This is a genomic window from Rhodospirillales bacterium, assembly GCA_023898785.1.
GTDB lineage: Bacteria > Pseudomonadota > Alphaproteobacteria > Micavibrionales > Micavibrionaceae > TMED27.
In genome coordinates this window covers 1,645,945-1,669,138 of the sequence record CP060239.1, presented here as the reverse complement: position 1 = coordinate 1,669,138, position 23,194 = coordinate 1,645,945, and the positions used below count along the sequence as shown (strand labels likewise).

19 protein-coding genes are annotated in these 23,194 nt (G+C 46.7%); 5 read left to right on the top strand and 14 right to left on the bottom strand.

Annotation, left to right across the window (positions count from 1 at the left end):
• Positions 1 to 61: 61 nt before the first annotated feature.
• The 7 genes from H6859_08415 to H6859_08385 form a co-directional block, all read right to left on the bottom strand.
• Positions 62 to 781, bottom strand: coding sequence for an HNH endonuclease (locus H6859_08415; protein ID USO05167.1), 720 nt, complete (start codon positions 779 to 781; stop codon positions 62 to 64).
• 5 nt (positions 782 to 786) lie between these two features.
• Positions 787 to 1,194, bottom strand: a complete 408-nt coding sequence (locus tag H6859_08410) for a hypothetical protein (GenBank protein USO05166.1) — start codon at positions 1,192 to 1,194, stop codon at positions 787 to 789.
• A gap of 65 nt (positions 1,195 to 1,259) precedes the next feature.
• Positions 1,260 to 2,999, bottom strand: coding sequence for a hypothetical protein (locus H6859_08405; GenBank protein ID USO05165.1), 1,740 nt, complete (start codon positions 2,997 to 2,999; stop codon positions 1,260 to 1,262).
• A 137-nt stretch (positions 3,000 to 3,136) separates the two neighbouring features.
• Complete coding sequence (locus H6859_08400; protein USO05164.1) at positions 3,137 to 4,465, bottom strand: hypothetical protein; 1,329 nt, start codon at positions 4,463 to 4,465, stop codon at positions 3,137 to 3,139.
• An 85-nt stretch (positions 4,466 to 4,550) separates the two neighbouring features.
• Positions 4,551 to 5,834 (bottom strand): type IV secretion protein DotG, encoded by a 1,284-nt coding sequence (locus H6859_08395; GenBank protein USO05163.1) that lies wholly within the window; start codon positions 5,832 to 5,834, stop codon positions 4,551 to 4,553.
• Complete coding sequence (locus H6859_08390; GenBank protein USO05162.1) at positions 5,827 to 6,894, bottom strand: type IV secretion protein DotH; 1,068 nt, start codon at positions 6,892 to 6,894, stop codon at positions 5,827 to 5,829. The genes H6859_08395 and H6859_08390 overlap by 8 nt, the downstream gene beginning before the upstream one ends.
• A gap of 166 nt (positions 6,895 to 7,060) precedes the next feature.
• Positions 7,061 to 7,753 carry a type IVB secretion system apparatus protein IcmL/DotI gene (locus tag H6859_08385; protein USO05161.1) on the bottom strand — a complete coding sequence of 231 codons (693 nt, stop codon included), beginning with the start codon at positions 7,751 to 7,753 and terminating at the stop codon, positions 7,061 to 7,063.
• Positions 7,754 to 8,276: 523 nt separating this feature from the next.
• Between H6859_08385 and H6859_08380 the strand changes: the two genes are divergently transcribed.
• The 5 genes from H6859_08380 to H6859_08360 all read left to right on the top strand — a co-directional run bounded on the left by H6859_08380 (position 8,277) and on the right by H6859_08360 (position 16,976).
• Positions 8,277 to 9,362 carry a hypothetical protein gene (locus tag H6859_08380; GenBank protein ID USO05160.1) on the top strand — a complete coding sequence of 362 codons (1,086 nt, stop codon included), beginning with the start codon at positions 8,277 to 8,279 and terminating at the stop codon, positions 9,360 to 9,362.
• A gap of 51 nt (positions 9,363 to 9,413) precedes the next feature.
• The gene (locus tag H6859_08375) at positions 9,414 to 10,760 is read left to right on the top strand and encodes a hypothetical protein (protein USO05159.1); all 1,347 of its coding nucleotides are present in this window, start codon (positions 9,414 to 9,416) and stop codon (positions 10,758 to 10,760) included.
• Positions 10,761 to 10,765: 5 nt separating this feature from the next.
• Positions 10,766 to 13,177, top strand: coding sequence for a hypothetical protein (locus tag H6859_08370; protein USO05158.1), 2,412 nt, complete (start codon positions 10,766 to 10,768; stop codon positions 13,175 to 13,177).
• Between the two features lie 129 nt (positions 13,178 to 13,306).
• Positions 13,307 to 15,727: a flagellar hook-associated protein FlgK gene (flgK, locus tag H6859_08365; GenBank protein USO05157.1), complete on the top strand. Its 2,421-nt coding sequence runs from the start codon at positions 13,307 to 13,309 to the stop codon at positions 15,725 to 15,727.
• 37 nt (positions 15,728 to 15,764) lie between these two features.
• Positions 15,765 to 16,976 (top strand): hypothetical protein, encoded by a 1,212-nt coding sequence (locus H6859_08360; GenBank protein ID USO05156.1) that lies wholly within the window; start codon positions 15,765 to 15,767, stop codon positions 16,974 to 16,976.
• On the opposite strand, the gene H6859_08355 is transcribed toward H6859_08360, so the two are convergent.
• The 7 genes from H6859_08355 to H6859_08325 form a co-directional block, all read right to left on the bottom strand.
• Entirely contained in the window at positions 16,971 to 18,167 is a 1,197-nt protein-coding gene (locus H6859_08355; GenBank protein USO05155.1) for a TcpQ domain-containing protein, read from the bottom strand. The genes H6859_08360 and H6859_08355 overlap by 6 nt on opposite strands.
• 137 nt (positions 18,168 to 18,304) lie before the next feature.
• On the bottom strand, positions 18,305 to 18,613 hold the full coding sequence (locus H6859_08350; GenBank protein USO05154.1) for a type IV secretion protein IcmT: 309 nt from the start codon (positions 18,611 to 18,613) through the stop codon (positions 18,305 to 18,307).
• 96 nt (positions 18,614 to 18,709) lie between these two features.
• The gene (tadA, locus tag H6859_08345; protein ID USO05153.1) at positions 18,710 to 19,867 is read right to left on the bottom strand and encodes a Flp pilus assembly complex ATPase component TadA; all 1,158 of its coding nucleotides are present in this window, start codon (positions 19,865 to 19,867) and stop codon (positions 18,710 to 18,712) included.
• Complete coding sequence (locus H6859_08340) at positions 19,846 to 20,685, bottom strand: type IV secretion system DotC family protein (protein USO05152.1); 840 nt, start codon at positions 20,683 to 20,685, stop codon at positions 19,846 to 19,848. The genes tadA and H6859_08340 overlap by 22 nt, the downstream gene beginning before the upstream one ends.
• 20 nt (positions 20,686 to 20,705) lie before the next feature.
• A complete protein-coding gene (locus tag H6859_08335) occupies positions 20,706 to 21,218 on the bottom strand; it encodes a DotD/TraH family lipoprotein (GenBank protein USO05151.1) in 513 nt (170 codons plus the stop codon).
• Positions 21,219 to 21,399: 181 nt separating this feature from the next.
• The gene (locus tag H6859_08330; GenBank protein USO06737.1) at positions 21,400 to 21,819 is read right to left on the bottom strand and encodes a lytic transglycosylase domain-containing protein; all 420 of its coding nucleotides are present in this window, start codon (positions 21,817 to 21,819) and stop codon (positions 21,400 to 21,402) included.
• A gap of 37 nt (positions 21,820 to 21,856) precedes the next feature.
• Positions 21,857 to 23,095, bottom strand: coding sequence for a hypothetical protein (locus H6859_08325; protein ID USO05150.1), 1,239 nt, complete (start codon positions 23,093 to 23,095; stop codon positions 21,857 to 21,859).
• Between the last annotated feature and the right edge of the window lie 99 nt (positions 23,096 to 23,194).

Genomic DNA, 23,194 nt, shown 5'->3' with positions numbered 1-23,194 from the left:
CCGATCTCATAGGGATTTAAACATCCAAAAGAAGTTTTATGCTTGTATAAGTGCAAGCGCTTTAAGCGGCGATGTTAAGTTGTTGGTAAATCGAAATCCACTGTGGTGGCGTTTTGCCGCCAAACGGCCCATCTTTGGAACGCCAGTAAGCCAAAATCTGTGGAAATTGATTAAATTCAAGATCCGCTTCTTTAATGATACGCCGGTCAAGAGGAAACAAGCGCAAACCTTCGAGTTTTTCCTTTCGGGCATCGTAATGCTTCGGCCCTAAATAATCGCTTAAAACACTGGCGAGAATAAAGGGATCGTCAGTATAAATACGTTTTTTTGCCTCTTCCCGGCGACCCATAATAACATCGAGCGATTTCCGCGCCGCTTCTGCAACAGGCCCCTGAGATATGCGGGCAATATAAATCGCGCGCGCTATATGATGGAGCATGGCTTGGTCAATTTCCGGAAGCCAAACCAATACACCGGATTTCATGGCGCTGACCGCATCAAGATGAAAACATTGATGACAAAAAATGCAGGTTGTTATGAGGTTCTTTTCAGAAGTATCGCTCGGATCGAAATTTTTATGCAAAACTTCCTGATATTTTTTTGACTGAAAACCGCAACATTGGCAGGTATGTTCATCACGCTCAAAAATTTTCTGTTTTAAGTCTTTGGGAAGTTTGCCTTCCATAGCAGAAGAGGAGCCGGGTTTCCCGGCTCCACTCTGTTTCCTGGAACTGCCCGGTTTTGGCCGGGCGATCCCCAATGTAATGGGGAAGTGTTCCATAAATTTTAAGTAACGTTAAAGTTTATTTTATTCAGCTTGGCCGCATCAACGCCTGCCCCAGATTCATCAAGCGTTTCAAACATAGCTTCGAACAGCATCGGCAGGGCAAACAGAGCGCCACCGGCAGCCAGTCTGATCGCGCCGTCTTTAAGCGGTGTTTGCGTCGGGTTTTCAACGTGATCCTTGATTTTCATCACGCCCAGAACGCCAAGCAAAATCCCGAACATATAGGCCAAAGCGGTCAAAAGACCAGGAAAATCCTGAATGGATGTCGTGATACTTTTTGCAATGGTACTAAAGTCATTACCGCCACCACCACCGGCGGCGAAAGCGTCTGAAGAGCCGCCGGCAACCATACCGGCAACCATAAACGCGCCAAGCTTATTGTAGTTTTTTTGTGTTTTCTTAAACATAGTTTAGTTCTCCTCTACCAAAGGTTTGCTCACTAAATTACACCCACGAGAGCGGAGCATCCGCCTTACGTGAATGAAATACCAAATCCCGTTAAACCCAGCGTCGTTTGCACGGCATTGAGAATGGGACCCAAGTTCACGGCTACTGCTCCACCGACAAGGTGGGTTACGCCAGCCATGATCGAGGCCTGCTGGTTGCCCTCTGCAACGCCCCGTATGATAAATATACCACGAACGAAGCTCACGAGGCCAACAATGATTACAAATTGTAAAACAGCGCTAATGGTAGCATGTGCCGCATTGGCTTCCGCGCACGCCAGACCGCCGCCAGCGCAAGGGCTATAATCCATTGTCGCAAATGTAGCTGTCATAGGGCTTCCGGCAAATGTTGTTGAAAATGCCCGCATCAATTCATTATAAGAAATCAGCGCACCACCGGTCAGGAACGTCATAATCGTTCCAATCCCTCCAGGGCCGCGTGCGCCTTCTTGTGCACTCTTGATAAGACGTGAAATTCCTATCATCAGCAAGACCATACCGGCGCAGAATGCAAAGAAATTCAACACAACATGGATCGGGCCCATAAGATCGCCCATGGCGCAAACAAGCAACCCGTCAAGCCCCAGCGGACCGCCGCCGCCGCAACCACCGCCAAGACCAAGAAAGCTAAGGATTGTAGCAAAAATACTACCCCCGCCGCCGTTATTATATCCTGTAACAGGAACCACAGAAACAGCAGAAAGGACACCGGTCCCCAACGTGTTTCTCGCAACTTCCACAATAACAGGCAGGGCGAAAAACGCACCGCCGGCCAGCAAACGCATAACACCCTCAGAAACCGGTGTTTGTTGCGGATTAAGAACATGATCGCGGATTTTGAAAATCCCCCACAGCCCCAAAACCAGGCCTATGATATAGCCGCACGCCGATAGGAAGGCTGGAAACGCCCCGGCATGCGTTACAATGCCGCAAATCGTTTGCCCCAGACTCGCTCCGCCGCCGGGAATCAGGCCGGTAACGGCGCCTATAGGATTACAGGCGTTCTGGGCATAACTGGAAAAGAAAAAGCCCGCTGCACCGAATGCAGAGGTAATGCTACCGATAATCCCCAGTCCGTTGCCGCCAACGGCATCGAACATTGCGTTATAAATGGTTGGAATGGAAAAGAGTGCGCCGGCGACCAGAAAACGAATAACGGGTTCTTTAAGCCCGGTCTGATCCGGATTTTCAACATGATCTTTCAACTTCAGGATAGCTTGTACCCCGATAACCAGACCAAGGATATAAGCCAGGGCGGAAATCAGCCCGGGAATTTCATCGATTGAATTGCGGATGCTGTCAAGGACGGCGTTTAAATTAACTCCAAGAATACCGCTAAGATTGCCAAGAAAAGCTGAAATATCGTTTGCGATTGAATCATTGTCGAAAGAAAGAGCATTGAGGCCGATTGTATTGGCCGCAGCCTCATAGATCATAGGCAAAGCGAAAAGCGCGCCACCGGCCAGTAAGCGAATAATGCCCGAACGTAACGGCGTTTGCGTCGGGTTTTCGACATGATCTTTCAGCTTTAAGACACCAAGAACGCCCAGCAAAAGACCAAGCCCATAGCTTATAGCAGCTATAAGGGCAGGAAAATCTTTGCTTCCGGAAACGATGTTTTTAGCAATATCGTCGACTTCCTGCGCTAAAGCAGGCGATCCGGAGCCAACAGAAAAAATAATGGAAAATATGAAAGCAACCGCAAAATTAGCGGCCTGCGCTTTCATTACACCCTGACAATATTTTTTTATCTCTATAACCGCCATGTATCTCGCTACACCATGTTTTGCACAAATTTCACGCATTTGAATAAAATTTTATGCAATTCCACTACCTGCTACTAGTGTAGCATACAAAATGTAAACAAGAAGTTACCGAAGGTTTCAATAATTATTACAAAGGATTACTGAGAAACGGAGGATTTTTCACCGCGCACGATCCATCGATTATCCTCAATAGAGATAGATTGAATGCGCCCCAGCCCGGGGACAACATCACCAACTTCAACTTGACGCATATCAGAGCTGTCTTTCGGTGAAAGTGTAGCCCGGCCCGGCCCTGCTGATTTCAAAACCCATTCTAAAATTTTCGTTGTTTCAGAAGGGGATAACTCAGTTTTGTTGTCATCAGAAGACGGCACGATTTTCGCTGTTTTCACTTTTTCTTGAGGCTCTTGAGCGCGTTTTTTGGGTGAAGGCGCAGATTTCTCTACTTCCGCAGGGGCATTCTTTGCAGAAGAAGACAATTTTTCATTATTTTTCAAGATATTAAGCTGTTTTTGTAACGCTTCGAGTTCTATATTCAAGTCCTGAATTTTCATATTTGCAGCTTGCAGATCCTTCGAGAGCTTATTCTCCGTTTCCTGAGCCAGATCAAGAGCGGCCTGATTGCTGCTTAAAGTCTGATTAAGATCCTTGATTTGTGCCTTTAAATTAGCGGTCTCCAATGAAATATCTGCGTTTATTTCAGCATCTGGAGTTTTAAAGGCAGAATTTTCTTGCACCGGTCTGCCTTCAAGAGCAGACACAACATCATCTTCCGAGACGGTCAAATCTGTAAAATCGCCGCCTTTAGCATCTTCGCCTTTTGCCGGATTTTCCTGTGTTAAAGCATCCAGATCAGCAAGTTCCGTGTCAGGAGTTGCCGTCAAATCTGGGAGAGGCGTTAAAATCGCGTCACTTTCCAGTTGAGACGTACTTTCAACTTGTTTTGGCTCAGCCTGAGGTGAAGAGGGTTCCAGCTCAAAATCCAAATCACTCGCAATACTGTCTTCAACCGAATTTGAAAGCGCAAACTCTTCGTTCTCTAAATTTTCTATCGGTGCAGGCATTGGCGGTAAATCACCGGCTAATTCAGGAATCTCTTCGGGTATTTGTTCCAACGTACCAGCCTGCTGCATTTCAATATCAAGGCCTGCTTGATTCGTAAAAGAACTGAAGTTCAGTTGACCGCCCATTTGAGAAAAAATAAAACCACCACCGCCCAACACGGCAAGGGCAATAACAATCAAATTGAAATTCTTTTGCAGAAAACTCTTCTTTTTTGCATGGCCACTTGGGGCACCTTTGCTCTCAGAATCTCCATCCGCCACAGCGTCAATTGCATCGCCGCTATCTTCTTCCGCATCATCAAATTCATCCCAGGAATCGTCTCCAAAACTTTCCTCGGAATCCAGATCTTCAAAATCCAGATCGTCAAACTCATCTTCAATTTGATCCTTTTTATTTGGCATAACCTTAAAGCTCTCTCTTAATAAAGCGGCAATTCAAAGGAGCATTCTAGGCAGCAGACTTGAAACAGTCCAGAGTTAAATATCTTTACTCAGCCGCTTCAAGACTTTCTGCTGCGAGACCAACTTCAGCCTCATCTGTTGTAACAGGCTCTAAAAACAGAATACCGATAGGCGTTCCGGCAGCGATCCGCACAAGAACTTTTGTTTCTTCAGCCATCTCATCTATAATTTCACTAAGTTTCGATCCAGCCTCTTCTAGGCCTAGCGCAACTTCTTCTGTGTTATCAGGCTCCGTTTCAGAATCAACCACAGTTCCGCCATCCGTCACAACAGTAACCGTTGCAGTTTGTGCGATCGCACCGGAAAACCCTTCCACAAACGCGGCAGCCGCAGGCAAAAGAATACGTTTTAAATAGCGATGATCAACTTCTGTCGCCATCCCGGGCAAAGTCGTGGCCGGATCAAGCGCAACAGCGTCAACACTTAAGCTCTGATCTTCATAAACTACAGTGTCAAAATTCAAAGTTAAGAGCTCAGTCTGTTCCTCAAAGGTTCCCAAAATTCGGCTCCCCTTCAAAGGACCGGACATGATTTCTGCAAGTACAGGGCCGGGAACATCGGTATTGGCTTCCGTCAATAATTGCGCATAGACAATTTCGCCTGCTGGCATCAAAAGCTCACCAACAAGCTCTTCGTCGGTAAATTCGCTATCTTCTAAAAGCTCACCATCCCCTGCGTTTTTCTCTTGGCTCTCTTTAAGTTTCTCTAAAAAATCAGGACTGGTAAGGGTTTTAGTCGATAACATCGTCTCGGCTTTAGTCTCAAGAACAGCTGACATCTGGCCGGACATTTGCTCTGCAAGCTGTTGAATAGATTCCAATCGGTCAGCATCCACGTTGGTATCTTCCGGCAAAGCGGTTTGTTTCTGTATCTCTCGCTCAAGGCGTTCTTCTTGCAAACGTCTCCAGCGTTGCAGAGGGTCCTCTTCCTGTGCGTCTTGTTCAGGAAGGCTTACAATACTAATCGGGGGCTCAATTGGCACAGGCAAAGAGCTATCGCCTTCAGTCATCGCGCGCTCTATGTCCGCTTCATTTAATTCTTCAATTGCTTGCACATAAGCTGGCGAAGCCTCTTCCGTGCCTGGCGTTGAGGTTATATCTGGTGCTGCGCCAACGTAAGATTCTTCCACGGGAACATCATCACCACCCAATAAGGTAATCATAAGAAACAGTAAAACAGCGCCAACGACAATAACTCCAACTTTAAAGGCTGGGTTATTACGCCACATATCCCCAAGAGTATTACCTTTCTTGTCGAAATTATCGAAAGTCTCATCCAGACTTAAATCATCATCGAGATCGTCACTCATCCAGAATATCTCCTAAAATATCAGAGCGCTCAGAAAGCTTCGCGCGAACCATGCGACCACGATCAGAAAGTAATAAAACAGGCGTATCGCTAATTTCATAAACGCGCGTTCCGTCGGCTGACGCCGCAGAACTGCTCCACCCCGGAGAAAGAAGTGTCAATGGTGTTCTGACATAAACAACGTCGTTGTAACGATAAGCGGAAGTCCGCCCGTCAACGCCGCTAACATCAAGCTTTTTTGCATCTTGTGGCAAGACACCTTTAAGAAAGGACGATATATCTTCGCTGCCCGCGGTTGTGGTAATGCCGGAGTCAATTAAAGGCGCCTCAGCCAAAGGTCCATAATCAGGAATAACGGCATCAAATCGATAATGCACAGTATCGCGCCCGGTCTCTAGCGTTAGAATCACCGGCGTCATAAACCCGGTGAGATCAATCGACATATTGCCAAACGCAAACTCTGATTGAGGGGATATACGAAAGACATGCGTGAAACGATCTTCGCTTTGCTGAACGTCAATAACCTCAAAATTACCGGCCCAGCTAATATCTTGAACAGGCCACGGCGCACCGGTTGTATCTAAAAAGGCTACAGTCGTAACGTGTCCATAAGCCATTTTAATAACTGCGGGCTCTGCGCCCGGATCAAGACTTATATTTTGAACCACCACTTCCGGCTTTGGATTTGGATAAATAGGTGTCTCTACAGATTCCTGAGTGCGATCATAACGCTCCAAAAGCGTGCGAATTTCCTCCGGCCGCAAGGGCAAAAGCCCTTCAAGAGCAGCATCAAAAGCTTCAGAGCGAGCCTGCTCTTTCTTTTCCTCCGCGCTTTCCTCAAAGTCAAGCGCGCCATCTTGCTGATCAAAAGCGAAAGGTTGGTCGGCTCCCGTAGTGGGAAGATTAATCGTGGGAGAGGGCGGAGCGGAAGCGCTATCATTACGTCCGGAAAACGGCATTTGCGCTAACGCGTCAAAACCACCCAAGGCACACAAACCAGCAAAACATGCGCCGTAAAGAAGGGGTTTATATAAGATTTTAGCCGGAAATACTTTAGACATGAATGAAAAACACTTAATATGACATATGCAAACACAGAATCAGGATAGACAGATAAAAAAATACTGTCACCAGAGAATCGACCTAAATCCAGAAAAACACACAGATCATATTTTTAAGAAGAATAGAATTTGCAAAATGGCAATTTTCAAGACAAAGGCAAAATCGCTAGTTCGGTATAGCGATCCACTGCTCAATTCCAACCCCGTTAGGGCTTTCAAGTCTGGGAACGCGCACAACAACAATCGTGACAAGCAATTTATCAGTTCGCGTCCGTGCCCCTGATTGATAAGTGAGCAACATCGGCATCTGTATCTGCCATTGATAGCGCCCGGCGACAATTCCTTCGGAAACAACAATCGGCGCCCCTTGTGGCGCGGCGGTAACGACCTGCTGATTCGCCTCAACCATCTCAATAATGCGTGAACGCTGTAAAGCGCCAGTAAAGCTTTCCCAGCCGCGGCGCGTAAAGTTTCGCGATGATTCTTGCAAACGGCGGCGATAATCGTTGAATCCAAAAGTCATAACCTCTGTCGCTGCTTGGGCAACCCATGACATCAATGCCGGCGTACTGAGATTTGGTTCATTCAGGGGAACCATAGGAACCAGCCGTCCGTCCTCGGTTGTAGCAAAGTAACGATTTTCAGGCTGGTGCACTTGAATAACGAAATACATTGCCCCTAGCAGCCCTAACGAGGCCAGCCCTTGCAATAAAGCAAGCCGTAAAAGACTCCTGTAGCCATCACGGTAAAATTCATTACGGACGATAACACTTCCCAAACCGGAAGTATCGGCCTCAGGAGCGCCTTTAGCAGACTTTTCAGGAACTTGATCGGTTTTTATATTTTTCTTGGCAGCCATTTGAAGACACAATTTTTTTTGGTTTACACGCAAATTATAAAGCCGAGTGTGGACGAAAATTTACTGGGACACAAGCGACAGGATTATTATTATTAAATTTTTTCACATTTTGAAACGTGCCTTTTTATAAAAGCTTGTGATATAATATAAAGATGTGAGCAAACTACCGCCGCGCTTTTATAGAAATGGTATTGGTCAGCGGTGGTTTTGGAATTTATTAATGGGGCTTGAACGTAGAGGTATGAAAATTGGTTTTTCCTTACAGCCTTTTACATGGGGTAGGCGCAAGGCGTTCGGTCTGCTGTGTATCGTCTGTATTTCAACTTTAGTCGCTATGCTAGCCCCGCAAAAGGCGCACGCATTTTCCTGTACGCTTCCTTCCTATATTACGAGTAAGCACAATAGTGGAAGGCAGAATATAACCAGCCACACCGCTAACCAATTTAACAGACATCGCGATTGGTTGGTTAACACGTTCTTTCTGAGGCACATATTACCGGCCCTCCAGCTGTTTACAGAACAGATGACGGCAGTCGCCATGCACCAAACCTTGATTATCGGTGAATTTTTCGATGCGAAGCACCAGCTCGAAACCCAGCGTTTATTTCAGGAATTACAAGTCCAGGCCCACAAAGACTATCAGCCAAGTACGGCATTTTGTGCTTTTGGTACAAATGCGCGGTCGCTGGCCCATGCGGAAAGCCTTGGCCGCTACAATGCAATCGCAATTGGCCAGCGCCAGCTTGCCCGGCACCTGGGGCAAGTCAATATGGCTGGTTCTCGCGAAGCTGCTGATGATAAAGCAGCGCGCTGGAAACAATTCTCCGAGATTTACTGTGACCCGCAGGACAATAACTGGCTGGCAGGCGTAGCCAACACAGGCCTTATCTCGGGAGGGGCGGATCCTGTTTGTAAACCCAAGGGTTCCAGAACGACAAGCCTCAACCGCATAAACATAGACATTGATTATACACGAGCGCTGGAAAATCGCCGCACAATTGATGTTGGCAGACCCATAGATGTTGGTTCTGACGATGAAATTGATACACAGGCATTAGGAAACAATCTTTACGGCCACGATATTTTATTCCGCAATATCAGCCGCGCGAATATCAAGGAGGCAGACAAGGAGAAGCTCTATATGAGCCTGCGCTCTATTGCGGCTAAACGCAATGTTGCCGAAAATTCTTTCAATAATATTGTCGGCTTAAAATCAATCGGCAACGTACGCGGCTATTTTTCAAACACGCCTGTTGAGACTTATAAATATTTAGCCGCTATTTTGGTTGAACTCGGCATACCTGAAAATGAAATTCTCGAATACACAGGTGATTTTGGCTCCACACCTGAAAATATTGATTTCAGTTACTATAACCAACTGGAAATTTTAGCTAAAAAGATTTATCAGAATCCTGATTTTTACGCCAATTTGTATGACAAGCCGGCCAACGTGAAGCGCATAAGCACCGCATTAAAAGCAATTGAGCTCATGTTGGACCGCGCGATTTACGAAAGTCAGTTGCGTCAGGAAATGTCCATGTCCGTATTACTATCTTCGCGTCTAAGGCTTGGATTCAAAGACATTGATAAAAACTTACAGGGCAAATAATAAACAAATGAGGAATGTGAAGGGCGAATAACGAACATGATAAGCATAAGCGTGAAAATCAAAAAACTGATAATGATCGTTGCCATTTTCATGGCGGTAATGCCGTCCGTTATTGTATTTTCTCCGCCGAAAGCGCAGGCGCATTGTTGCAGCCAATATTATCAATGTGTACAGTGCATTAGTCAGTCTAGAGCGCGAGTCGCTTCTGAATGGAGCAAAACGATTCAACAAGTAAATCAGTTTACAACAGATGAGTTTATAGCGCACAGGGAGTGGATAGTTGCGATCCTTTGGGAAGATAATATTTTGCCGGCTCTGATGATGATGGCCGATCAGTTCTCTGCCGTTGCCATGCAACAAACGCAAGCTATTGGTTCGTTTTTTGATGCAAAACACCAGCTTGAAACCCAGCGTGTTCTACAAACAGTGCGCGCCCGGGCGCATAAAGACTACCACCCCAGCGCCGGTATATGTGAATTTGGAACCAGCGTTAGGAGCTTGGCAGCTTCAGAACGCAAAAGCGAATTAAATGCGCATGTGATGAGTCAGCGTTCGCAAGATCGTCAGCTCGGGAATGCGAATGTAGCAGCCGCATCCGGCCCGGATGCCGACTACAATAACCGGCTGGAGCAATACAAGGAAAAATTTTGCGATCCAAAGGATAACAACGCGGGACTGGATTTGCTTTGTAAACATGCCGGCGGTCTCGGCGCAGCAAAAAATGAACGTAAAAACAAGGACATTGATTTTGCTCGAACGGTTGAATATCCATGGACACTAAACATAGACTTTACGGATTCAAATTTAACAGCAGAAGAAGAAGAAGTGATGGCACTGGCCAGCAATTTATACGGCCACGACGTTTTCCAGAGAATATCGCCGCCGGATAAGCTCAAAACTGGCTCTGAAAGTGAAAAAGGTGCGCAAAGTGTCTATCTGGACTCCCGTGCATTTTTAGCAAAGCGCAGCGTTGCGGAAAACTCTTTTAATGCGATTACATCTATGAAGTCCGCTGGAACAAAAGGTTCACGTGATTTTCTGGAAGCTATTCTCAAGGAGCTTGGGGTAAAAGATACAGGGGCGGCACCGAATGATATTTTGCGTATGCTGGGCATGGACGAGGCTAACAATGAAATTGGCCCCAGCTACTACGCACAAATGGAAGTTTTGACAAAAAAGATTTATCAAAACCCGGATTTTTACACCAACTTGTATGACAAGCCAGCCAACGTTGATCGTAAAAGAGTTGCGATGCAGGCCATCGGTTTAATGCAAAAATTTGATTTATTTAAAAGTTATTTGCGCAACGAAGCCAACTTATCCGTCCTCTTGGAACTGGCTGTAGTTGATTTGCAAAATGAAATTGAAAATGAGTTGAGCTCACAACCGCAAAACTAACGTGAATGCAAAAATATGAGAGCACAAATATTAAGGTCAAGATGCACATATCAATAAGGAAACTCGGAGTTTTTTTAGTTCTGCCATTTTTGGTCTTGGTTTCCTTTTGGGGAGCAGAATCTTATGTTTCTAGTGCACAAGCGTCGTTTTTCGATAAATTTTGGAAAAAAGAAGCCTCGCAGTACGCTGTTTTGGCCGAACTTTCCGGCTTTGAACCCGGTGCAAAAGTGAGCTATAGAATTACCGGCCCCGGAAAAGAGCCGATTTTAAACGCAGCGCAAATAAACCAAGATGGCACACTTTTGGTTCCGGCGCCCGCAGGGTCACAGATACAAAACAAAAATATAACATATGATTTTTCTATAAATGAAGCAGAGCGAACAGTTTCGCTACTGCTGCGCCATAATGCCCTGACAGGTGCAACATCACTAAATGGCGATACAGACAGCCCCTTTACCGATGTTCAAATACAGGCTCAAGACCGCGAAATTCAAAAGCGCAGCGATTGGGCAGGGCTATTTGAAGAAACCGGCATTAAGCTTAAGGCCGACAAGGACGTAGTACAGCCCGTACAAATTGCATTTTATTCTCGTGATATAGCAACCGATGCTCGTGAATACGCCAGCCCAGCCTTAATAAAAATCCTCATTGCTCCGGGGGGGGGAGGTCCGACAGGTTCGGGCCTTAACGGTTGGGAAAATATTGGCGCAGACTTGACGTCTGCCGACCTTGCCAATCTTTCAAATGTTGCGAATAACACAGCAAACCAGATTAGCTCTTTCATCGGTACGCCAAATGGGCTAGCGGCTGATCTGCGCGATCAAGGCATACTGACCAACATTGCTGACGATGCCGTTGGCGGGTTTAATTATTGTCAATTCAACATATGCGCGGCCTCTAGCATTTTAGATCTTGCCGATCTTGCCGAAACAGTTGGTGACTACAATCTAGGTCTCGAGCTTTACGAGATTAGAAATCTTGCCAATACGGTTGACAGTCTTAACAATCTCCCTGCGACTGTAAATCAGCTTCGAACGCTTAGTTCTGCGGCAACAACGGCCAATCCAAACAGCCTTTCCAGCCTGGGCAATCTTGTTAATATTGTCAGTAATATTGGAGCCTCACAGGATATTACCACTCTTGCTAACCTTGCTGCTTCGATCCCTCAAATTAATACTCTTGCCAACCTTGCCGCCTCTTCTGGCCTTAGCAATCTTGCCGCCGATCTTAACAAGCTTGCCGCTCTTGCCGCTCTTGCTGACTCATTTAGCGATTTTGCAGTTTCTCTTGGTTTTTGCTCTTTCACAATGCCAGGCAGCACATGTAATACAGCGGCGCTCAATGCAGCAAACTCAGGAATTGTTTCTAATTACGTGTATGCTCTGATGATGATGACCGAACAGCTTTCTGCAGTTATGATGCAACAGGTTGAAATCATTGGCACATTCTTCGACGCGAAGCACCAGCTTGAGTCGCAACGACTTCAGCAGGAATTAAAAGCGCAAGCGGTTAAAGATTATCACCCCAGCGATCAAATGTGCCGAATAGGCTCTTATATGCGCAGCCTGGCAACTATAGAGGAGAAAGTGAGTTACGATCATATGGCATTGAATGACATCTTGATCGAAAAAGAAACCAATCGCCATAACGTCAGTTCGGCTCTTGGTCCCGAAGATGACCTTAAGACTCGCCTAGAGCAATATAAAACCACCTACTGCGACCCAAAGGATAACAACGCCGGTTTGGATTTGCTTTGTAAACATGCCGGTGGCCTTGGTGGCGCCAATAAACAGCGTGTAAATAAAGACATCGATTTTGCGCGCGCACTGGACTACCCCTACACGATCAATATTGATTTTGCAGATTCAACGATGACAGACGATGAAGCCGACATTATAGCCTTGGGACAAAATTTATATTGGCACGATGTGTTTTCATATATGAAGAGCGAGCAGGCGAAGGAAAAGTCAAAAGACTACATGAAGGCGCGTCAAATGCTAACGCTTAACAATTTAGCGCATAACTCCTTTACAAAACAGGCAGCCATGAAAGCGAAAGCCAAAGCGCCAACGGCTGGTATTGAACCCGGATGGGCATATATGAAAACGATGTTGCGTGAATTAGGGCTGGCAGATTCAGACATTGAAAGCATGATCGGCGACCGCCCCAGCTATTATGCTCAAATGGATGTTTTAACCAAAAAGATTTATCAAAACCCGGATTTTTACACCAATCTGTATGACAAGCCCACGAATGTCGATCGCGTAGGCGCAGCAATAGAGGCCATTGCCCTTATGCAAATGCGTGATCACTATGAAGCCACGCTTCGCCGTGAGATGCTCATGTCCGGCTTGATTGAGGCTGAACTCATCCCTGATGTTGAAACCCTTCGTGGTCAAATGCTTGACTTGAAATAATTCTGCGCGGTTTCAAACACCATGAAACTGGCACTTTCCTTGCATAATAAACTTTTATAGGCAAAAAGCCGCTGCTTGCAGCAGCGATTAAACGCCGATGATAAGAGAAAGATAAGCAAGGATAAACCCATGGGCATAGCCAGTCTTGATGCTGCTTTGACCGGTTTGCGCGTTTCACAACAGCAAATCAGTGTGATTTCCAACAACGTAGCCAATGTAGGCACGCCCGGCTATACGCGGAAAATATTGCCGCAAAGCTCCCAGGCAATCCAGGGTGTTACGGTCGGTGTTTTGGCCGAAACAATTATCCGCAATGTTGACCTCAATCTTGAACGAGACCTGTGGACACAGGTCAGTGCAGTAGGAGAGATCGGCATCCAGCAAACCTATCTAAACCGTGTCCAGCAATTCCACGGCCCGCCTGATCAGGAATTGTCTGTAGCGGCAGAAATTTCCCGTCTTTACGATAGCTTTGCAGCGCTTGCAGACAGCCCTGCAGATTCATTTTTACAGGCAACAACGCTTGACCAGGCAAGCGATACAGCCAATAAGATCAATGATCTGTCGAATCTGATCAGAACGCTGCGCAATGATGCGCAGGATGAAATTCGCGAAACTGTAACGCGCATTAACGATCTCTTGCTTCAAATCGCTGATTTAAACGATAAAGTGCAAGACAACCTCAATATAGATCGTACCACCGCTTATTACGAAGATCAGCGTGATGCAGCCATAAAAGAGCTTTCCGGACTCATTGAAATCAGCTTTTTTCAGCGTGGGGACGGCGTTTTAGTCATTCAAACCAACCAGGGGCAGGAATTGGCCTCAGAGCGTGCAGAGCAACTCAGTTTTTCACCAACCTCGCTTTCGGCAATAAGCTATTATCCCAACTCAGCCGCTGGCGTATATCTTCGCGATCCTATAGAAAACCCTGTTTCAGCCGTAGATTTAACAATGCTCTCTGTCGGCGGGAAACTTGGTGGTTTGCTGCAATTGCGCGATGTCACATTCCCAAAACAAATGGCGCAGATTGATGAAGTTGCGCATAAGCTTGCTCTGCGTCTTGACGCGCAAGGGTTGCGTTTATTCACTGATCCATCGGGAGTTGTGCCGACAGACACCCCGCCGGACCCGACAACCAATCCTCCCACGCCGGTGAGCTATGTTGGTTTTTCAGCAATTATCCAGGTCAATGAAGCCATTATCAGCGATACAAGCTTACTGAAGAACGGTACATATGGTGCAACGCTTGATACAGGATCTAACGAGGTTATCCGCCGCGTACTCGAATTTGGTTTTGGCACCGTAGAATACCAACAAGCGGAAAATACCGATATTGCAACGCAGGTCGATCTGTTGAATACGGGTGGATTGGATCTGCAAAACTGGCTTGGCCTGTTTTCATCAAATACCATGACCGGCGGGCGCGATTTATCCGCTTTTGCTTCCGTGGGGGATATTGTACTTTCTGCCAACGGCGCATTAGATAATCCGAACGATGTATTCCATATCACGTTTGAAGAAGCGCGTACAGGTTTAGGTCCAACAACAATTACGATAGATCTGAGTATTGCCAATGGCTTTGCCGGCGCAACGGCAGTTGACCAGTTGGTGGCGCATATTAATAATGAAATCGGTCTGGCTGGCGTTCCTGCGGGTTTGGCCGCATCGGCAAGCGTGGGTCCCAATGGCGAACTGATCATTAATACACGCGGATCATATGAAATTGATGCGAACGCTGGTCCCACCTCTATCGGAAATTCTGGTCTTGTGTTCTTTGGTTTAAGTGATAGCGGCGGCACTCCAATCTCGCCAACAGACCCGTATTTCGATGTACAAGTTGGCAATAACACGTCCGTGCGCATTACCCTTGAACCTGGCGATACCGACGTAGAACTGATTGCCAAGCTTCAGGCTGTCCCCGGTCTGGCAGTTGATACGGTTAATTTTGCAGTTGATGGTGTTTTACGTCTGCGTCCGGGAAATGACTTCGTAAATCCAGACTTTGGCGGAGACTTAAAATTAATAGGCGGGCCGTTTGATTCCAATGGCGCAGGCTACGGCGCACCACCGGCAACGACAGCGCGCGGCGCAATAGATAACGGGGCGAATATCATTTCCGCATTGTTCGGAACCTATAATATTTCCGGCGCGGCCATCATTGACCAGACGCCGGTTTCAAGCACGAATTACGGATCGGAAACTGACGCTTCACTGCCCGTGCCAATACCGACATTGCCATTCCGTGAAGAATATTTAGGTCCGAATGCAGACATATCAACTGGGTTGATTGGTTCGCAACGAATTATCGATTTTGCACAAAAGATGATTAATGAGCATTCCCAGGAAACCATTTTAATTAATGCGCGGATTCAGGACGAAGAGTCTTTGCGCGATGTTTTGGAAACGCAGCTTTTAGACGAATCAGGGGTGAACCTTGATGAAGAACTCGGACATCTGATAGTTGTTCAAACGGCCTATAGCGCGTCGGCGCGGGTACTGACCGCTGTAGATGAATTATTTCAGGAACTTTTAAACGCGGTGCGATAAGGCATTTACAAAAATTTGAAAGATTAAGGAGCAAAAAATGACGGGCATTTCAACATTAGGACAGGCATTGACCCGCATTAATTTAATCAACGATCAGAATATCCAGTTGAATAACCTGACTACACAACTCGCTACGGGTAAAATTACCCAGCGTTTCAGCGGGTTGAACAATAACATTCTGGCTTCAAAGCGTGCTCGGGCCAATTTTCAGTCTCTGGACACCTATATCAACAATATAAAAAATGCGGATCGACGCATCAATCAGATGCTGGCTGCAATCGAAGAATTTCAGGCGCAGGCCGAAAACTTTGCTAATTCTCTCGTTCAGTTTTCACAGGAAAGTACTCATCAAAAAGGTGAGGTCATTTATTACGACGATCCACTTACGACCACAGTTGAAATAACGCAAGTCGGTATGAATGATTCTGAACCGGATATTGATCTAAAAACAATGCAGGATCTGGCTTCAAACATTTTTAACTTTATGGGAGATTTACTCAACGTACAAGAAGGCGATGTCTATCTTCTAGGCGGCGCAGATTCACTAACGCAACCTTATAACAACAATGGAACATTGGATGCGGCGCTAAGCACTCTGATCACAAACTGGAAGGACGAAACACTGCCTGCAGCAACGAATTTAACAAGCGACGAACTGATTAGCGCATTGCGCTCACGCAACGTGGCGGATGATCCTTACGCCGTGACGGACACAATCATTGGTTATTCAGCCGCACTTAGCGCAGGTAATGTTGGCGACGTTTTTATTCGTGTTGATGAACGTATAGAAGTGAAATACACCGCGTTGGCCAATGAACGGGCATTTCGAGATATTATGGTTGCGGCCTCATTTATCAAAAACGAAAATTTACCGCCTATTGCCGACGCATATGCGGAGCCTTACACACCGGGCGACCCAACGTTGGCTGACGGAGCGCCGGGCGCAACCCTTGATGATATGAAGGATAACTTCTATCAGGTGTTTAATGAGCTTGTCGGCATGGTGAATAATGCGCTGGATGACATTGATACAATAAGATTTCGCTTGGAAAGTGCACGTGCGCGCATCGAAGAGGTCCGCCGAACGCATATAGCAGACCAAAATGCATTGCAAAACACAATTGATGACGTTGAAAATGCTGATTTAAACGACGTTGCAGTTAAAATTAACATGTTACAGATACAACTTGACGCATCTTATCGTGTTACGGCCAGTGTCCAGCAATTAAGCTTAGTAAACTTCTTATAAAGAAGCGCTTTGCGGGTCTTGAATAATCAGCGTAGAGCTTTGCGCCTCATCATGATTATTCACAAAAGTAAAAGTTGGTTTCGCCGTAGTATATAGACCGTCGGTGACAAGGGTTTTAAGGGCTTTATTGATCTGTCCGGCGACAAGGATATCGGATTGAACCGTAAAATCATGCATAGCTTGCCAATCAATATTAAAGTTGCCCGTTTTACCCCATTTTTGAAGAGTTTGTTTTAGACTGTCACCCGCTTCAGCTTCCCAGACTTGTTCCTGACTTTGAGGTTCACGAATATCGTTAACAGATTCCAGCGCCCGTTTGTCCAGCGCAGCAATTGTTTCTTGCGGTTGAACTTTGCCCTGTATACCTGGGTCTTGAACATTTTGCCGACGCATACCATCAACCATATCTTCTGGAAGCAAGACGGTCGGATCAGCCATACCCTGCCCTCCGGCGCTGGGCTCAATAAGGTTTTCTGAAGGGGCCACGGCAGAATGACGTTCATTATGTACGAAGATAACTTTCCCACGTACGCTGGCCTGAAGGCCAAGCGGCGCAATCATTTCATTCATAACCTCAATCCACGGCTTACCACCTGTCCAGGAAACCTTTGCTCCTGGATTAACGCTCTCGCCAAAAGAAAATGCATAACCCGGAGGAGCAATTTGTTGTAATGCAAGCGCCAAAGGCATGTCCGTGCCAAAACCAACGACAGCCTGCTCAGCGCTCTGCTGTTCATTCGCTGTAACCGTTGGTGGCACTACAATCTCGGGTGCCGGGGCCACGGCTGCAGGCTTACCTTGAGGAAAAGGATTAATCGCCAAGGATGAGCGTGCAGTTTCAGGGGCATCATCAGGCAATATAACGCGCTGTTGTGCACTTTGCGATATGGGTGCAGATTCAGACGATGCCCCCATGGATTTAACCTTAATGACAGGTCCTGAATCGGGCATCGGTGTTGGCTCATACGGAAGAGGATTGAGAGGTTGAGGCTCTTGCATTAAAAGTTCTTGTGCAGGAGGGACAGGCGCCGGACTCGGGGCGCTCTCAACCGCGACCACAGGAGCAGGTTGTCCCGGAACCCATTCAAATCCCGCATATGTTGTCGTTACACTAAACAGAACTGCAAGAAAAGCGATGCCCGCCATACGCATATCTGAACCCCGGTAAAAAGAAAAAAGCTTCATCGCCATCTCGAAGATCCTTACTTACTGACTCGGCTCTTAACCTAAGCCTATTTATCACGAAAACTCATACGACCATAAAGCGCCGCGCGACAAAACACAAGCAATGCTGTTATGAAATTCTAAGGTGAGGGTGGATGAAAATATTAGCCATAATCCGTGAATTTGCGTCGTTTCACGGCAACCCAGCCTGGACGCTCAACACCGACAATCCATGCACGTAAATTACGCATCGCGGCAGGCACAGTCAAACCCTTATTTTCCAGATAGCGGAAAAAAACTAAATTCCCAATAAAAAGCAGCCACAAACGCCAGCTTGTAAGCCTAAACAGTAGAAAAATTCCGATAAACGCCGCCCTGGCATCAAAGGCAAAAAACCGCACAACGCGCATGGAATTGCGCCAGTGCCAATTCATTTTTTCCTGGAGATTCTCGAGTTCTTCCGCTGCTGACATTGCCCAAGCTCACTAATTTAGTACCGAAAGTTCAGTTTATAATAAAATTCTATAGAGGTAAATGTTAAGGTACAGTAAATAAACGCAAAATATTCATTAAGCGCCAGTGCTGGAAGAAAGCAAAAGATAATGTCGGCGATCTATAATTCCAGCTTCAAATACAATTTCAGCCGATCGCTGCATGGTCTGTCCGTATTGATTAATCATCCGCTGGGTTTCATTCGGCCAGTCTGTAAAGGGCATATCCATAAGTTTTTCACGCACTTCATCAGGAAATCTCATCCATTCTCGTACGCCGCACCGCCCGCCACTCACACGGGGAACCAGCGCTTGCGTTACAATGAGCCGTAACGTTTCCATTAGGGCAATAGCGCGTTCTTCGCGCTCGTTCATATCATAGCTGGAAAGCATTCTCTGAATGGTATTAGCAACCCCGATCGTGTGAGTTGTCGTATAAACGGCGTGTCCGGTCTGAGAGGCTTCGATAGAGGCGTTTATAGTTTCTTTATCGCGCGACTCACCAACAAGGATAATCTCAGGTTTTCGCCGCAAGGCGTTCCGCACACCCTTGGCAAAATCTGGCAAATGCCTTGGAATTTCAGATTGAGAAACTAAAGAGCGCGGGCTTGCAATCGTGTCATAAACATATTCGATCGGCGCTTCGTAAGTGAGCATTTTGCCGCATCCTTCTGGGCGTTCCAAAAGATGTCGGTTTCCTGCGGCCAGCAACGTTGTTTTTCCTGAACCTGTTGGCCCGGTAATAACCACAAGACCCTGACGCGGTGCCCACGCCTCTATAATTTCTTCTTCAATAGCCAAATCTTTAAAGGTTGGCGGCTCACTTGGTAAAACCCTCATGGTAATCTGAGCGGCATCGCGACCTTTGGATAAAATTGCAGTAATATTCACACGGAAGCGAATCCGCGTATAACGATCAGGTCGAATTTCATAAGACACATCAAGGTCACGACCTGAGGCAAGACGGGCTAGTGCTTCCGGGCCATAGATTTTTGACAGAAAAACAGCCATATCTGCTGCATCAATGCTACGAAAGGTTGCAGGATAAAGTGTACCATGAATTTCGTTGTAAATCGGTCGGTCTGATTGAATCGTAATATCGGAAGAATTTTGCTTCACACACCAAAGTAAGGCAGGGTCAACCAACTCTTCAGTAAACCGATCAGGTTCTTCAGGCCAGGTTTCAGCAAAATTATCCTCAGGTTTGAGAAGGCTTATCGGTTTGCGGGCTGCCATTCATTAGATCCTGTCATCAGCTCTGGAACCCCTGTGATCTGTATGGCACGATCACCGATGCGCATTTCATTGCCATCGCCGGTAATACCTCGATCAACCTGCAAAGCATAAGGTTGGGAAACCATGCCCTGTGTTAATAAGGTCCGATAACGAATCATTCCTTCAAAATCAGCAGTCAACATATTAAGATCGTCTTGAAAAATTTCATCTGCCTGACGCACGCCCTCTTCCCATCCTTTAGAAACCAGTTCAGTCCACAAGGCGCGCTCTTCCTCATCTTCAGGACGCAAAACGTCAGGCGGCGGAATAACTTCACCCCAGTCACGCTCAAGATATGTTCGCCATGTTCGAGCGGTAGAAACAATCCGTGCATTATTAATAATATTATACATTCGATCAGACACAGCCGCCTGCTGCCCATCAGATTCAATCAGCATATCATTTATAGATTCGCTGATAATTGGTGGCTCAATCAACAAGCCTGAAGGCGCGGCAATAAGAAGCTGGCGAAAATTAAAGACCTTGTCCAAGGAACGTGAGCGTCGTTCAAGTTCCTGACGAATATCATAGGACTTCCATGCAAGCCCGCCGCGCGCACCCAATGAAATCGCTGCTTCTTTAATAGCATCGCGACGAATATCAAGCGGCAACCCCGTTTCTTCCTCGCCAAGTGGACTTTCTTTTTCTATATTTTGCAATTCCCGCAGGCTCATCGGCGGGGCAAGATCTTTTTTATCACTGGCCAAAACCATGCCGGCATTAACAAACGTTAACGCGAAAGCCAATCCTAAAAATATATGAAGCGAAAGCCTATACATTGATGTTCCAGTCTTAGAATCTAGCCGCCTACACCTGTGTTAGGAGGGTAATGAATTTCGATCACTCGGCGCTGGCTGTCGACTTTAACGTCTCCACGCACACCAAGCTGCAAACCTAAATCCCGAAGAACGTCAATAACCGGGCGGTTTTCAACATCCAGGGACACAACGACAGGAACGGGAGGAGGTGTACCAATCGTCAGGAATTCATAACTCGCTCTTTGCGCCAGTGTCTTACTGATTGGTTCAACCGGACCAACCCAGTTTACCGTAATAGCGCGTTGCAATTCCGGCGGAGCATTACCAACAGGGCCAATATTTGTTGCGGGAGTACGAACAGATTCAATGGCAGCAAGCGTTTCCAATGCATTCGAAGCCCGATCCGCTGCATTGGCAAGCATTGCGCTAACCGTATCTGGTGCCGCAACAATCTGCGGCTCATCATCACTGTGTTTTTCAAGGCTGGAACAGCCCGAAATCCCGACTGCCAAAGCAACCAAAACCAAAGCTTGTAGAAAAGAGTATCTGCGCATCGAACCCAAAAACCTATAATAACTAAGGTTAAAACAATCAAAAAAGCTTTTATGAAAATTCATAAAATAGAAGACCTTTAAACACAAGATTAACGGCTTCATTCACCTGTCGCAACGGCATAAGAAAAACTGCCCCCAACCAAATTTAAAAATGTTTTTAAATTAATTGCATAAAAAAGGATTATTGTCCGGCTTTGATTAGCCCATTATCTTTCATAATGTCAATCACACGGCTTTTGTAACGGCTACCGTGATGTGGCGTACGCGAATGATAGTGGGCGATAGCCTTGGACAAACTACCAGTTTCATCCAGATGCCCTTTAAAAATCCATGCCGCGACACCCACATTAGTGCAGGCGTCATCACGCACCCATTTACGTGCAGTGTTTTCATTGACGCCCCAGCGTTTGGCCAGATCGGGAAGCCAGATCGTATTAATCTGCATGGGGCCAAGATCATAAGAGCCGTTACTGTTAACAACCTCCTGACCGACTTTACCGCCCTCAGCTTTGTAAATACCGACCAGAACCGCAGGTGGAACGGAATAGGTTTGAGAAGCGAGCATTAAACATGCGGCAAGAATTTTACTGGCAGCCATAATTCATCATGTCCCGAATATGAGCGCGGAAAAAACCATCTTATTCCTCGCCTTTTTTAGTGAAAAAACTCATCGGACCTGATCCGCTATTCTCACCACTCTGATCACTAGGCAGCACCGGCGGCGCGGCCGGTGAAGGTTGCTCTGGAGGAGGGGGAGGGGCTGCAGGAACAGGCGGTTTCTCACCGGAAGCCGGGGGTACTTGCGGCGGCGATTGTATGGGGGGAGCTTGTGGCGGCTCTGAGGGCGCTGCAGCATCGGTTTTGGATTTTGCAAACATGGCCATGGGATTTTGTCCAGGTGGATTGCCTTGCGCTTGGATTTCGGCAGGTGGCTGTATAGACGGCGCTGCAGCAACAGGGGTTTTGGGAATGACAGGCTCTTGTGGTTGCTGGGTTTCGGCAGGCGGCGGGGAAACAGGTTCTTGCGGCGCTATTGTTGGCAGAACACTAACAGGGGCTTTGCTGGAAGAATCGTCACTTTTCTTTACACCTCCAGGCGCAATGCGCGCAGCTAAAGCCTCCAACATCGCAGCACGCGTTTCAAACGCAGTCCATACCGGCTCTATACTGAGACCGCCTTCGCGCGAAGTATCTTCTGTGTTTAAAACTTTATCCGTCTCAGCTTTGTGGCAATTGCTGTAAAGAGTGGCCACCGCATTAAGCAATCCGAGCTCTGTGCGTTTTTGCACGGCCTCATCATCAATACCGGGCAAAAGTGTTTCACGCAGATCTACAGCTTTTTTCACCAGTCGTGCACTCACATCCATAATCAACTTGGCTTCAGGCTGGCCAAATGGAAAAGCAGCAATGGCATCAATCACGGGAATAAAAGCCTGCATATATTGAATTTGCGTTTGGTAAGAATCAACGATTTGTCCGGAAGCTTGAAGGTTTTTAAGGCGTCCAATCGTTTCAGCTGTAGGCGTAAAATTATCCGAAAAACTTAAAACAGCTTGCAGAGCATTGGTAATTTTTTTTAGATCTGCAGTTTCTGGCACCTGCCCACGGCGCACATATTGTCCGGCGACCAAGGGCCCGGCGAGCCCGGCCAAGGCAACGCGCAATGTATCATCCTGTGCCTCGGCCGGATTAATATCCATGATCTGGCCAAGATCAATGCTTGTTTCAACTGTTTTCCCCAAAAGCGCGGCGATTGATTGCGCTTCAGATTGAAGAGTGGTTGACTGGTCTAAGGGCTGTGCGGACACAATTGCACTCATGAGAGGAGCGCCGAGTGTTTCGAGCATTTGAAGAAGATAAGCGGCGTTCTGATCCATATTTATAAAGTTTGTTAAGAGGCCTGGTGAATGAAAAGGAAGTGTTTAAATATACCTCAACACTTCACAGTATAAGGTGCTTTACCCACCTGCGGCAAG

Bases quoted from the DNA above. Each gene is read 5' to 3' on its own strand.
- H6859_08415 (USO05167.1), bottom strand. From the start codon at position 781: ATGGAACACTTCCCCATTACATTGGGGATCGCCCGGCCAAAACCGGGC.
- H6859_08410 (USO05166.1), bottom strand. From the start codon at position 1,194: ATGTTTAAGAAAACACAAAAAAACTACAATAAGCTTGGCGCGTTTATG.
- H6859_08405 (USO05165.1), bottom strand. From the start codon at position 2,999: ATGGCGGTTATAGAGATAAAAAAATATTGTCAGGGTGTAATGAAAGCG.
- H6859_08400 (USO05164.1), bottom strand. From the start codon at position 4,465: ATGCCAAATAAAAAGGATCAAATTGAAGATGAGTTTGACGATCTGGAT.
- H6859_08395 (USO05163.1), bottom strand. From the start codon at position 5,834: ATGAGTGACGATCTCGATGATGATTTAAGTCTGGATGAGACTTTCGAT.
- H6859_08390 (USO05162.1), bottom strand. From the start codon at position 6,894: ATGTCTAAAGTATTTCCGGCTAAAATCTTATATAAACCCCTTCTTTAC.
- H6859_08385 (USO05161.1), bottom strand. From the start codon at position 7,753: ATGGCTGCCAAGAAAAATATAAAAACCGATCAAGTTCCTGAAAAGTCT.
- H6859_08380 (USO05160.1), top strand. From the start codon at position 8,277: ATGACGGCAGTCGCCATGCACCAAACCTTGATTATCGGTGAATTTTTC.
- H6859_08370 (USO05158.1), top strand. From the start codon at position 10,766: ATGCAAAAATATGAGAGCACAAATATTAAGGTCAAGATGCACATATCA.
- flgK (USO05157.1), top strand. From the start codon at position 13,307: ATGGGCATAGCCAGTCTTGATGCTGCTTTGACCGGTTTGCGCGTTTCA.
- H6859_08360 (USO05156.1), top strand. From the start codon at position 15,765: ATGACGGGCATTTCAACATTAGGACAGGCATTGACCCGCATTAATTTA.
- H6859_08355 (USO05155.1), bottom strand. From the start codon at position 18,167: ATGGCGATGAAGCTTTTTTCTTTTTACCGGGGTTCAGATATGCGTATG.
- H6859_08350 (USO05154.1), bottom strand. From the start codon at position 18,613: ATGTCAGCAGCGGAAGAACTCGAGAATCTCCAGGAAAAAATGAATTGG.
- tadA (USO05153.1), bottom strand. From the start codon at position 19,867: ATGGCAGCCCGCAAACCGATAAGCCTTCTCAAACCTGAGGATAATTTT.
- H6859_08340 (USO05152.1), bottom strand. From the start codon at position 20,685: ATGTATAGGCTTTCGCTTCATATATTTTTAGGATTGGCTTTCGCGTTA.
- H6859_08335 (USO05151.1), bottom strand. From the start codon at position 21,218: ATGCGCAGATACTCTTTTCTACAAGCTTTGGTTTTGGTTGCTTTGGCA.
- H6859_08325 (USO05150.1), bottom strand. From the start codon at position 23,095: ATGGATCAGAACGCCGCTTATCTTCTTCAAATGCTCGAAACACTCGGC.